The organism is Caldisalinibacter kiritimatiensis, assembly GCF_000387765.1.
Lineage (GTDB): Bacteria > Bacillota > Clostridia > Tissierellales > Caldisalinibacteraceae > Caldisalinibacter > Caldisalinibacter kiritimatiensis.
In genome coordinates this window covers 1-13,102 of sequence record NZ_ARZA01000269.1, presented here as the reverse complement: position 1 = coordinate 13,102, position 13,102 = coordinate 1, and the positions used below count along the sequence as shown (strand labels likewise).

The 13,102-nt window shown below is 28.4% G+C and carries 13 protein-coding genes; 1 reads left to right on the top strand and 12 read right to left on the bottom strand.

Features of this window, described 5'->3' with window-relative positions; genetic code table 11:
• Positions 1-36: 36 nt before the first annotated feature.
• The 11 genes from L21TH_RS12320 to L21TH_RS12270 form a co-directional block, all read right to left on the bottom strand.
• Positions 37-237, bottom strand: coding sequence for a hypothetical protein (locus L21TH_RS12320; protein WP_006317014.1), 201 nt, complete (start codon positions 235-237; stop codon positions 37-39).
• Between the two features lie 129 nt (positions 238-366).
• Positions 367-1,131: a patatin-like phospholipase family protein gene (locus L21TH_RS12315; protein ID WP_006317013.1), complete on the bottom strand. Its 765-nt coding sequence runs from the start codon at positions 1,129-1,131 to the stop codon at positions 367-369.
• 205 nt (positions 1,132-1,336) lie between these two features.
• Complete coding sequence (locus L21TH_RS12310; RefSeq protein WP_006317012.1) at positions 1,337-2,767, bottom strand: carbon starvation CstA family protein; 1,431 nt, start codon at positions 2,765-2,767, stop codon at positions 1,337-1,339.
• 123 nt (positions 2,768-2,890) lie between these two features.
• Positions 2,891-3,658 (bottom strand): LytR/AlgR family response regulator transcription factor, encoded by a 768-nt coding sequence (locus tag L21TH_RS12305; RefSeq protein WP_006317011.1) that lies wholly within the window; start codon positions 3,656-3,658, stop codon positions 2,891-2,893.
• Positions 3,636-5,345, bottom strand: coding sequence for a sensor histidine kinase (locus L21TH_RS12300; RefSeq protein ID WP_006317010.1), 1,710 nt, complete (start codon positions 5,343-5,345; stop codon positions 3,636-3,638). The genes L21TH_RS12305 and L21TH_RS12300 overlap by 23 nt, the downstream gene beginning before the upstream one ends.
• 162 nt (positions 5,346-5,507) lie before the next feature.
• The gene (locus L21TH_RS12295; protein WP_034430143.1) at positions 5,508-6,536 is read right to left on the bottom strand and encodes a lysylphosphatidylglycerol synthase transmembrane domain-containing protein; all 1,029 of its coding nucleotides are present in this window, start codon (positions 6,534-6,536) and stop codon (positions 5,508-5,510) included.
• Positions 6,517-7,071 carry a YkoP family protein gene (locus tag L21TH_RS12290; protein ID WP_034430140.1) on the bottom strand — a complete coding sequence of 185 codons (555 nt, stop codon included), beginning with the start codon at positions 7,069-7,071 and terminating at the stop codon, positions 6,517-6,519. Before L21TH_RS12290 ends, L21TH_RS12295 begins: the two co-directional genes overlap by 20 nt.
• Complete coding sequence (locus tag L21TH_RS12285) at positions 7,043-7,765, bottom strand: polysaccharide deacetylase family protein (RefSeq protein WP_006317007.1); 723 nt, start codon at positions 7,763-7,765, stop codon at positions 7,043-7,045. The genes L21TH_RS12290 and L21TH_RS12285 overlap by 29 nt, the downstream gene beginning before the upstream one ends.
• A gap of 17 nt (positions 7,766-7,782) precedes the next feature.
• Positions 7,783-8,955: an MGDG synthase family glycosyltransferase gene (locus L21TH_RS12280; protein WP_006317006.1), complete on the bottom strand. Its 1,173-nt coding sequence runs from the start codon at positions 8,953-8,955 to the stop codon at positions 7,783-7,785.
• Entirely contained in the window at positions 8,945-10,081 is a 1,137-nt protein-coding gene (locus L21TH_RS12275; protein ID WP_006317005.1) for an MGDG synthase family glycosyltransferase, read from the bottom strand. The genes L21TH_RS12280 and L21TH_RS12275 overlap by 11 nt, the downstream gene beginning before the upstream one ends.
• Before the next feature lie 402 nt (positions 10,082-10,483).
• Complete coding sequence (locus tag L21TH_RS12270; RefSeq protein ID WP_006317003.1) at positions 10,484-11,320, bottom strand: DegV family protein; 837 nt, start codon at positions 11,318-11,320, stop codon at positions 10,484-10,486.
• A gap of 166 nt (positions 11,321-11,486) precedes the next feature.
• Here L21TH_RS12270 and L21TH_RS12265 point away from each other — a divergent pair, with 166 nt between their 5' ends.
• Positions 11,487-12,335 carry a DegV family protein gene (locus L21TH_RS12265; protein WP_006317002.1) on the top strand — a complete coding sequence of 283 codons (849 nt, stop codon included), beginning with the start codon at positions 11,487-11,489 and terminating at the stop codon, positions 12,333-12,335.
• Positions 12,336-12,359: 24 nt separating this feature from the next.
• Here L21TH_RS12265 and L21TH_RS12260 read toward each other — a convergent pair whose 3' ends face one another.
• Positions 12,360-13,019, bottom strand: a complete 660-nt coding sequence (locus L21TH_RS12260) for a hypothetical protein (protein WP_006317001.1) — start codon at positions 13,017-13,019, stop codon at positions 12,360-12,362.
• Between the last annotated feature and the right edge of the window lie 83 nt (positions 13,020-13,102).

Genomic DNA, 13,102 nt, shown 5'->3' with positions numbered 1-13,102 from the left:
CTCGTTGGACATCTATAATTATGTATTAATAAAATGTTATTCCTTTAACTGTTCTATTAATTTTCTTAATTTAGGTAATTCTTTTGAAGCATCTACTTCTAAATCCTTAGTAGCTTCTTTAAGCTCCTTAACCAACTCTGCTTTAAAATTATAATCTCTACCTTCTCTCTTCGCTTCTAAATGCTCACTAAATTTCTTCTGTATTACTTTTTCTAATACTTTGTTAGAAGTACTCATCTCAGTCCCCCTCTTAATAATTTAGTTATTTATACAGTTCAATGACATCTCTTCTTTTCCTCTTGTTACATATTACCGTTATATCTACTATATTCCTATAGCTTAACTCGAAGGGGATATTTTATATAACTATACTATATTCTTGGTAATTTCATATCCTTCAGTAAATAGTTTTGTGCAAAACTCCTTTTCAAATCTTAAAGTATTCCCAGGTTTTATTTCTGTTTTAGGTTTAATAACCTGAATATCTTCTGTATTATAAATATCTAATATATAATCTGGAACTTTGTACTGATTATTCAAAGATACTATATATAATTTATCTACTTTGTCATTCACAAAAGGACTAAGCAAATTATTATTTAATATGCCTCCATCTAACTTATAGCCATCATAAACTCCATTAACTAAGTCTTCTTTAAATTCACCAAATACTCTTTGTGTATTAAAATCTTTTACTATTTCACTTAAAGTTTTTTCTTCATCAAATCTATAGGGCAATAGGGAACTGTATCTTACAGAATTTATCCCTTCATTTTTATTTTGTTTAGTCACATCCACTATAACTTCTTCTATCTGATTTCCTTTAACTTCAACATAATTCACATAATATGCTTTTACATTATTATTCTTTCCTTTTAAATCTTTCAATATATTTATGACACTTTCGTTTTCAATAACTTTACCCGATATTTTTTCATCTCCAGGTTCTATATTTGTCCAAGTTTCTTTAAGTTTTTCAAAGTTATCAGTATATATATAATATCCATTTATTGCTCCTATAGATGTTCCTGCTAAGACATTAAACTTAACCCCTTTTTCATGTAATCTATAAACAACGCCTGCTTGAAAAGCACCTTTAGCTCCTCCACCTTGAAGATAAATTCCGTTCATTTTGTATTCCTCCTATTTACTTTGTTAATCAACATTCCTTAACTATAATTATACATTATTGGCAGCAATTCTTAATATTACCTTAACACACTTTAGTTGTATCTTCAATATTAAAAAGCAGCAAGGTTTTTTAGGTTCTAGATACTTGGTACTAGTTTTTTATTAAATAAAAAAGACTTCCCACAAAAGGGAAGTCTTTTTCTATTTATGCATTAGCTTTTTCTAAAGCTTTATTATCTTTACCAAACTTTTTCATAAATAATATTAACGCTGTGATTGCTGCAACAATTCCAACTGGATATGAAATAGTTGTTGGTAAACTAAATCCTTCTGGAGCTTGTAGTATATAAGTTATACTTACTGCTGTCATAAATGTTGCTGGAGCAGTTGCAATCCAATGTAGTTTTTTACTCTTAATTAAATATGCAGCTGTTGTCCATAATACAATCATAGCTAAAGTCTGATTAGACCATGCAAAATATCTCCATATGATACTAAAATCAATCCTTGTTAAGATAAATCCAATCGCAAATATAGGTATAGCTAACGTTAATCTATTTTTTGTTTTACCTTGTTCAGCTCCAACTGCATCTGCTATTACTAATCTAGCACTTCTAAAAGCCGTATCTCCTGAAGTAATAGGACAAGCGATAACTCCAAGCATTGCAAGTACTCCACCGATAGGACCAAGTAAACTACTTGATATTTCACTTACTACTGCACCTGCTCCTCCTTCAGCTACCACTGCTTTTAATCCTAAAACTCCACCATCAAAGAAAGTCATAGCTGCTGCAGCCCATATCAATGCTATAATACCTTCTGAAATCATAGCACCATAGAATACTCTACGTCCATATTTTTCGTTAGGTAAACATCTAGCCATCATTGGTGATTGAGTAGCATGGAACCCACTAATAGCACCACAAGCAATTGTAACAAATAACATAGGCCATATTGGTAATCCGTCAGGATGCATATTTGTTAATGCTATTTCAGGTATATTATAACCTTTAATTACTAACATACTTCCTATACCAATTGCCATTATTAATAAAGCAGCACCAAACAATGGATAAATTTTTCCTATAACCTTATCTACAGGTAATATAGTAGCTAAGAAATAATATACTATTATAATTGCTAACCAAATGCTCATACTGCTTAATCCGGCTAATTTTAAATTAGCTAGTAATTGAGCTGGTCCTGTCATGAAAACTGTACCTACTAATATTAATAGTACAACTGAAAATACCCTCATTATCTTTCTTGCATTCTCACCTAAATAAATTCCTACAATCTCCGAAATACTTTTACCGTCATGTCTTATTGATAGCATTCCTGAAAAATAGTCATGTACTGCACCTGCAAAAATACTTCCAAGTACAATCCATATAAAAGCAGCTGGTCCAAATAAAGCTCCCATTACCGCACCAAAAATTGGACCTAAACCTGCAATGTTAAGGAACTGAATCAAGAAAATTCTTGGCCAACTAAGAGGCACAAAGTCCACACCATCATTGATAGATACTGCTGGTGTAGGTCTTTTTTCGTCAACACCGAAAACCTTTTCCACAAATTTACCATAAGTTAAGTAGCCTAAAATCAAAATCACAATAGAACTTAAAAATGATACCATATTTTACCCTCCTTTTATTCTTTTCTAACGGCATTATAACTCTTATCTACTTATTGGAGGGTAAAATAATGATGAATTACATGTTTTTGTGTCTGAAATGCAATATTTTTGTATGAAATGTATTTAAGTTATATTCATTATATTTTTAAACTCTTTTACTTGTTTTCTACTTACTGGTATTTTTTCATTTATCTGTTTCATTTTTACTTGATAGGTACTATTGAACCATGGTTCTATTTCTTCAATGAAATCTAAATTGATAAGAAAACTTCTATGACTTCTAAAGAAATTTGATAAATTAAGCTTTTCCTCTAAATCGCTTAATGTATGAGAATACTCATATTTCCCTTCTACTGAAAAGATAACCGTATTTCTATTTTCAACTGTTGCATAAATTATTTTATTTATATCTAGTGGAACAATCGTTCCATTTTTATATAAACAAATCTTTTTAATATTTTTATCTTCTTTATTTGTTATTACATTCAATAACTTTTTTAATTTTTGCTCGTATTCATTCGAAATATTATCAAGTCTTTCCTCAACTTTATTTATAGATTTATCAAGTCTTTCTTGAGATACAGGTTTTAAAAGATAATCAATAGCATTTAATTCAAATGCTTGGATTGCATATTCATCATATGCCGTAACAAATATAATTAAAGGTACATTTGTACTTTTAATAACTTCCTTTGCAACTTCAATACCATCGACCTTAGGCATTTGAATATCGAGAAAAATAACGTCAGGCTTTAACTTATCATTTAACTCTATTGCCTCTATTCCATGTTTTGCAGTACCCACTATCTCTAATTCCTCATATTCATTTAACAAATACATTAATTCTTCTCTTGCTGGGCTCTCATCATCAACAATCAAACATCTTATCATAGTTTGCCCCCTTATCCTTTGGAATTAACATTGTTACTTTTGTTCCTTGCCCTACTTTACTTTCAATTTGTAATCCATACTTATCGCCATATTTATTCTTTAATCTATTATTAACATTTACTAATCCTATTGAACCTTTATTTTTGTCATTATTAAATATTTTTTGAAGACACTGTTCACTCATTCCTATTCCATCATCTTGTACAATTAGTTCAGTTCCATTCTCCTTATCTTTAGCCCAAATGTCAATCGTACCACCTTCTAATTTTTGTAATATCCCATGTTTTACAGCATTTTCAACAATAGGCTGTAGAATCAAAGGTGGTAGTTTACATTTGATGTCTTTATCTATATGAAAATTAACATCTAACTTATCATCAAACCTAGCCTTTTCTATTTCTAAATAAGATTTAATATGTTCTATCTCTTTCTTTAAATCTACTTCATCCACACCCTGTTGTAAGTTTTTCCTAAAGTATGACCCTAAATGCAATAACAATTCCCTTGCTTTATCAGGTTTTGTTCTAACAAAAGATACTATGGTATTTATAGCATTAAATAAAAAATGAGGATTTATTTGAGCCTGTAATGCCTTTAGTTCTGCTTTAGCTAATAATTCTTCCTGATATTCAAGTTTACTTAATTCTATTTGGTTAGAAAATAAAGAAGCTAGTCCTAATGCTAATTCCAAGTCTATTTGAGAAATAGAATTTTCTGCTGTTTTATATAATTTTAAAGTCCCTACAGTAATATTTCTCTCTTTTAAAGGAACTATTATAGCTGATTTTAATCTACAATTGTCAAAGTTACAGCTTATCTCATTACTATACTTCGCCACTTTATATTTACCAGTTTTAATAACTTCCTTAGTTAATTCTGTTCTCACGTTATCGCCAGTTCTATGATGGTCTTCTCCTATACCTACATGAGCTAGAATCTTTTCTGTATCAGTTATAGCAACTGCTTTAACATCCGTCATATCATAAATAATTTTAGCTGTTTTATACGCTGTTTCTTCATTAAAGCCTTTTCTTAAGTATTTTAATGTTTTATTTGCAATTCTTAAGGCCTTTTGTGCTTGGATTGCTGCTGCTCTTTCTTGGTCTTTAAATATACTTTCTATTATCCCAATAAATATAGCAATCCCTAAAGAATTAGCTACAATCATAGGTATTGCAATTAAGCTTACCAACTCTGTTGCTGCTGAAATAGGTCTAGCTATTATTAAAATTATTATCATTTGTATACATTCAGCAATTGCTCCCATAATTAATGAGTATGATAATTTATTATTGCTTTTGTAAAATTTTTTACTTACAAGACCGGCTAATACTCCTTCTACAATTGTAGAAATACCACATGATAAAGCTGTAAACCCTCCAATGGCCCATCTATGAAGGCCAGCAATAATACCTGAAGTAATCCCTACACAAGGTCCTCCTAATAGTCCTCCAACAAAAACTCCTATAACCCTTGAATTAGCCAATGCTCCCTTTACATATATACCCGAATAAGTTCCTATTATACCTAGTATTCCAAAGAAAATTGAAAATATTAGCTTATCTAAATAACTAATTTTATTCTTAGAAACTAATTTTCTGAATATCTTAACTTTTGACAAAATAAATGCTATAACTATTATTATACCGACTCTATTAGCTAAATCACCTAACATTTGAAATATCATAATTCCACCTCTATTCAAAACTTATTAATGTAAAAAAATATTATGTATTTCTATTATACACCATGTGGTATCTTACCTCTTTGGAAATTTAAGTATATAAAAAAGCGAGCATAGCTCGCTCCGCTAGAGGAACAACATCTTTTTTAGGTTTCTGTTATATTTCTATTCCTCTAGCATAATTCTTTTATTTTTTCTTGTTAAATAATCAACCAACGTAACAATTCCACTAACAAAAAGGTTAAAATAATAAATTATCATTCTCCATAATAAAATTGCATAAACTAAAACATTCTTTGCAAAAAACACATTAAACAAAATGTAGAATCCACCTTCAGAGGCTCCAACAGTTCCAGGAGTAGGTATAAAAGATACTGCCATATACAGTAATGATTGAATGGATATTATATCTATAAAAGAAGCCTTAGAAAACCCTAACGCCAAATAAACAAAATATGTTACACTAAAATAAAAAGTTAATTGTACAACTGTAATTAAAGATACCTTTAGTGCCACAAATTTATTCTTCTTAATTTTTTCTATACTCATAACATATTCTTCTAAATGTTGGTCTATTTTAACCCTATATTTTTCTACACTATTTATAATTCTTATTTTATTGGCTATTTTTAAAACTAAAACCAGAGCTTTTTCTAAAATCTTATAGTTAAAAAACAATGCAAAAATTGTAATTATACCTATCAAATTTAAAATCAAACCTATTAAAACAAAAGGCAGTGCAGGTTTTATATTATTATAAACAAAGCCTACTTTTAAAATAAACATAAAAATCGAGTAAAAAGTTACAATGGTTTGATATATTATAAATTTATTAATCATTATAGAAGTCGCTTGCCCTACAGGTATTGAGTTATTTACCATAGTATATATCTGTGCTGGCTGACCGCCACTTGCAAAAGGTGTTATGGCACTATAATACTGACCTATCATTGTTAGTTTTAAAGAGTTAACTATATTTCCTTTAACATTCACCATTCTTGAAATACTTCTAATTATTAAGGCATCAGAAAACCAAAAGCCTACCATTGACAATAACCCTAACATTAAATAAATCTTATTCGTCCTTAACAAAAGGCTCGGTATATCTGCCAGGTTTTCACTAGACAATATTATCCATCCTGTTATACTTATAAGTAAAATCACTACAAGATAATTAATTGTTTTCTTTTTCATTATAATCGCCTTTCTTACTCAAAAATCTACCTAATTGTTCCTTAGATATCCAACACTCTTTAGGGTCCCTAAATTTCTTTGTTCCTTTGCTATTACTGCTTTGAAAGACAAGCTTTAATAGATTATCCCAAAATTTTAAAAAGAACTTTTTATTTTCTACATCTATTATCGTAAAATCTCGTTTCTTAGCTATTGGATGTAGTACAGTTCTACCATAATATGCTTTTATATTTTTAAATTCTTCATGAGTAATAGCTGCTTCAGCTAAAGCTATTAATTCCTCATCTAAATAACGAAAAATACTCTTTAAGTCATTTTTTACTTGGTTCATCTTTAAATTATCAATATGAAACTCTGCTACAAAATCCCCTTTAGTAACCATGGTGCCATCGGACAATTGAATATCTTTACCATTATATTTTTGTGTAACTACATACATAAATTTTCTTGGTGAATTGGGTATGTGCTTCCATCCATTAACTTTGACTACCGTTTTTTCAAATAAACTAAATATATATCTGACTATCTTGTTCAAATTCTACACCACCCATTCCTTGACTAATAGTTACAAACTCATATCCATCATGCTTAAGCTTAGGTATTATATCTCTAACAGCTTCAATAGTTCTTTTAGGTGCTCCTTCAGCTCCGTTGCTATCATGAAGTACTATTATATCACCATTATTAATATTGTTAATTATTCTGTCTTTTATCTGCTCTACGGTAGTTTTTCTACTCCAATCCTTAGCTTCTTTTGTCCAAAATATAGTTTTAAGTCTATACTTGGTTGCATAGTATAGTGTAAATAAATTAAATGTTCCCCAAGGGGGTCTAAATAGCTTTATATTAATACCTAATTCTTTAAATATCTCGATGGACCTATCAAAATTATATTTAGTCTGTAAAGGAGTAGTTAACCATGCACTTTTGTGTTTTAATGAATGTAACCCCACTTCATGTCCTTCTTTAATCATTCTATATACTAACTCTTTATTTTTATAAGCTTTATCTGCTACTAAGAAAAAGGTAGCTTTTACCTCATTCTTTTTCAGCAAATCTAGAAGTTCAGGCGTATACTTAGGGTCTGGTCCATCATCAAATGTTAAAGCTAAGTAATTAGTATTATCAAATCTCCTTAATACATTTTTACTAATATTTCTACTATAAAAATTAGGTATTATAGCATACATTATAAAAATCATTAAGATTATCAATACTATTTTAGTCATATACCATCCTCTTTTCTCTAGCTAATTTCATAATACTTTTTCTTATTGTAAATATAAAATCCATCTTTTTTTCTACCATTACATAATTCTAAAATTCTATTAGATAACTTATTCATATCTATATTTTTACTTACGTTTGCTATGTTATTTGATAAAGCATTTATATACTTTTTATCATTTAAAATAATATTTAACTTATACTTTAGCTGATCTAAGTCATTTACAATTGTACCTATCTTCTGAGCCTTAATAAACTTAGCATTCTCTATTTCTTGTCCGAGTTCAGGTCTATATACAATTACTGGTAATTGCGAGGCTATAGCTTCAAATACAGTAACTCCACCTGGCTTAGATACAAGAATATCAGCAATTGACATTATCTCATAAATATTTTTTGTATATTTTAGTACCTTTACACTTTGTAAGTCATCAAATTTCTTCAGCTTTTTATATAAATCATAGTTTTTACCTGTTAAAATTAAGGTTTTAGTTTCCTTTAATCTATCTAACCAATAATAAAACTCTTTATCATCTGGTAATAATCCTATACCTCCACCCATCATCATAATAACAAAATCATTGTCTTTTATCCCATATTTTCTCATAATGTGTAATGACTTCTGTCTACTTAAAAATCCTTTTCTTATAGGTATACCCGTTACCTCTATAAGATTTTCGTCTATCCCTTTTTTTATAAGTCTTTGTTTAATTTCTTCTGTAGCTACCATGTATTTATCAGTATATTCATAAATCCATTCCCAACTATCCACTACATCAGTTATACAAGTGATAAGAGGAATATCATGTTTATATTCTTCTTTATATTTTGAAACAAAACCCGAACACATAGGAAACGTAGATACTATAACTTTAGGTCTTACATCATAAATGTATTTTGCAAGCTTAGGTAAATATAACTTATAAAATATATCTTCCATCTGAAACTTTTCACTATCACTTTTCTTATAGTAAAAATAATTATATAATTTGCTACTTGTCTTTATAAGTAGCTCATAGCTTTTATATACACCTTTATATAACTTCGGGTTAGTTATTTCAAAAATATCAACTATATTTACTCTTATATTATTATCTATAGACTTTATATGTTCTTCTATTGCTTTAGAAACAAATATATGTCCAAGTCCAAATGTTGCTGTTAAAATTAAAATATCACATTTATCCTTCATTTGCTATTCCCCATTCATATTTATATTGTTTAATAAGTCTGTTTGATAATTCTAAAATACTGTCTAAAGAATGAGTATTAGCTATCTTTTTCATGTTATTTCTCATTTCTTCTAATTTTTCAGGGTTTTCTATTAAATAATCAATAACATAACCTATTTCTTTCATTTCATCTACTTTAATAGCAGCTTCTGAATCAACTAAAAATTGAGCATTTTCTTCTTCTTGTCCTGGAATATAATATGGGATAATCATCGGTATATTTTTTATAATAGACTCAGAAACTGTAATTCCTCCTGGTTTTGTTATTATTATATCTGATACATCCATTAATTGAGGAACTTTCTGAGTATAACCATAAACAAATATTTTCTTATCCTTATAAGTACTTACATATTTCTTTTCAATACTTTTCTTTAAAGCTTGATTATTTCCACATATAGCTATAATCCTCAGAGGATGTGTACATTTCACAAGATTTTTTAATGCTTTTTTCATAGATTTTACACCCATACTTCCACCCATCAATAATACAGTAAAATATTTATCTTTTTTTCTTCTCTGTGTTGACTTTGATTGTAAAAACTCTCTTCTTACAGGTATTCCATATGGGTATATTTTTTCTCTAGGAATCCCTCTTTTTATTAAGCTTTTTTCTGTATAACAACTACCAGTTATATAAGCATCTACATGTTTGTTTATATATGTCTGATGTGCTTGAAAATCAGTTACTACTGAAATAAACGGTAAATTTATTCTTCTATTTTCTTTCAGCCTTCCTATTACATTTACTATAAAAGGATGGGTTCCTATAATTAAATCTGGAGAATTTTTCTTTATAATATCATATACTTTATCACTTGTTATTTTAGTAAATAATTTCGTTATCCTATTGTTTATTCTTTCTTTATCACTTATCTTATATAATCCACCATACATCTTAGGCATATTAGTAGCCAATACTCTATAGCCATCTGCTATTAAAACATCTAGCACTTTACTTATCTCTTTTAAAACATCAAGCTTTACAACATCATATCCTTTAGCCTTAAACTCACTTTCTAACGATTTAGCTACTTGATTATGACCTCCACCTGTAGATGCTGTAAATATCAAGATTTTATTCATATATTCTCCCCCCTCAAACTCAAATATAATATCTATTATTCTCATTCTTTTTATAGGCTGGGCATAACATATTATAGTCAGTATAATCCCATAAATCAATAAGTTTATTTTATCTCTATATTAATATGCAAATCAAAATCAAGATTATATTAAAATTCCTAACTCTAATTGTAACACTAATTAACATTTTTTCAACAATATTGTTTCACCACTAACATTTCTTTTCGCTAATATATAATGTATTTTTATTAATGCATTATATTTAGACGTATTATGTAATAAAGTTACTTCAATTTTAGAACTTTTGTATTATAATTTCCAACATTATTATACCTTTTTTATGTTAATAAAATGTTATAACAATGTAATTCAAAAAAACCATGGGATTTTCCCATGGTTTTTTTAGAAAGCAATAACTATTCCTCCTTCGTTTGCATACACACTACTTAACCCTGACATTTCTACTATCACTATATCTTTAAAATTATATTTTTCTTCAACTTTTTCTTTAACTTTTTGTGCTTTCTCTAAGCAATTACAATGTGCTATACCTAATACTTTTTCTTCTAATCTTTCTCCTTGTTCTCCTATAATTTCAACTAACCTTCTAAGAGCTCGTTTTGAACCTCTAACTTTATCTACTAACTTAATTTTTCCTTCATCATTACCACCCATAATAGGTTTTATAGATAGAGCTGATGCAATATGGCCTTTTAATCTGCTCATTCTACCAGCTTTAATTAAGTTTTCTAGTGATTCTAAAACAAAAAATGTTTTCATATCCTTTATATATTTGTTTACTTTTTCTACAATTTCTAATTCATTTAAATTATTCTCAGCTAACTCAGATATCTTCATACATACAAGTGTTTCTCCTACTGAAGCACTTAAAGAGTCAAATACATGAACAAATTTATTTTCTACTTCTTCTAAAATCATACTTTTGGCTAACACAGCATTATTATATGTGCTACTAAGTGCTGAAGATAATGTAACAACGAAAACTTTTTCTTTTTCTTTAAACTTTTCAATAAAAGCTTGTGGAGATGGGCTTGACGTTTGTGGGGCCAATCTACTATTATTCATTTTATTTAGAAGCGTTCTTAAATCTAAGTTTTCATCATCAATATAGTTCTCATCACCTATTCTTATATTTAGAGGCACTAAGTCTATATTTAACTTTTCACTCAATTTTTCATTTAAATCGCAGCTACTATCAGCTACTATTTTAATTTTCATAATCATATCTCCTCACTTTCTAAACTACATATATAATATACTAATAATATATTAAAAATAAGATAATATATCAATCTTTTTCTTTATTTTAACTCTTTTATTTTTATTATATTTAGAGTATTATTATAATAGATTATTCTTTTACATAAACTAAGGGGGAACTAAAATGAGTAAAATAAAGATAATTACAGATAGTACATGCGACTTAAGTCCTGAACTTATTAAACAAAACAACATTTCAGTAATACCTTTATATGTTACATTTGATGATGAATCATATAAAGACGGCGTTAATATTAAGCCAAAAGAATTATTTGAAACAGTTGATAAAGTTGGTAGTTTACCCAAAACTTCAGCTGCTCCTCCTAGTGATTTTTATGATGTATTTAAAAAAAATATTGATGATGGATACGATATAATCTATATCTCTATATCATCAAAATTATCTACCACAATGCAAAATGCTATACTTGCTGCAAGTAATTTTCCAGAAAACAAAATAGAAATTGTTGACTCATTAAATCTGTCTACTGGTGTAGGACTACTGGTTTTAAAAGCTTGTGACTATGCAAACCAAGGCTTGAGTATTAAAGAAATCGCTAATAAATTAAGAGAATTAGCTCCTAAAGTAAAAACTGAATTTGTTATCAATACCCTTGATTATTTATATAAAGGCGGTAGATGTAATGCACTTCAAAGTTTCTTTGGAGGTATGCTAAAAATCAAACCAATCGTAAAAGTAGTAGATGGTAAAATGATATTAGGACAAAAGCCTCGAGGAAAAAAGAAAGCCTTAAAGATAATGCTTAATACTGTATTAAATAATAAAGATAATATAGACCCTTCAAGAATTATGATAACCCATTCTTTAGGTTCTGAAAAAGAAGCAGAGTATTTAAAAAAGGAATTGGAAGAAAATACAAATGCTAAAGAGGTAATTATAACAAATGCAGGATGTGTTATATCTAGTCACTGTGGTCCAAAAACAATAGGAATATTATACATAAATGAATAAAGCGGTCCCTATGGACCGCTTTATTTACACACACAGCATTTCCATTCGTTGTTTTATTTCATCATTGACTCTTTCTATATCTTTTATAATTTTATTTCTTTTTTTACTTTTCTCATTTTCTATTCTGTTTAATTTCATTTCTTGTAATTCCATTAGATAATTTTCTGCTCTCTGTTTATCTCTTTCCTTCACAAATTCTGGCGCATTTAATGCTAAATACTTAACTATTTCATTTAGTACATTCCTTTTATACGATAATAGTGTACTATATTTATTACTATTATCTAAATTATTTCTATAAATATAATCTAATATTTCGGTATGATAATATTTTAATATGTTCATTGAACTCTCTGTAAAGGCGTATATATTTATCCTTTCCTCATATTCTTCATTATTAAATTTTTTTAAAACCTTTGGTGGTATCTCTTCACTTTTATTAGTTCTCTCTAATATAAATCTTTCTTTCCCTACCCTATATACTTCCAATATAATCATAGGATTAAGTTTTTTCTTCAGCCGTGGTGCGATGTTAAACTTTTTATCATTACATATAAATCCTTTGTAAACGTCACATTCATAGTAAGATAAACCTGAAAATATTATTTCTTTTTTTCTAACATCCCCCCACATATCCTTAGCTAAATTATCTTCAATGCTTTTTAAGTATAACCTTTTCCTCATGTACATCCCCCCATAATCTGTATATTATAGCTCGTTGCAGAACTCTACAACTCGCATAAATACTGCATTTTATTTATTTAAAT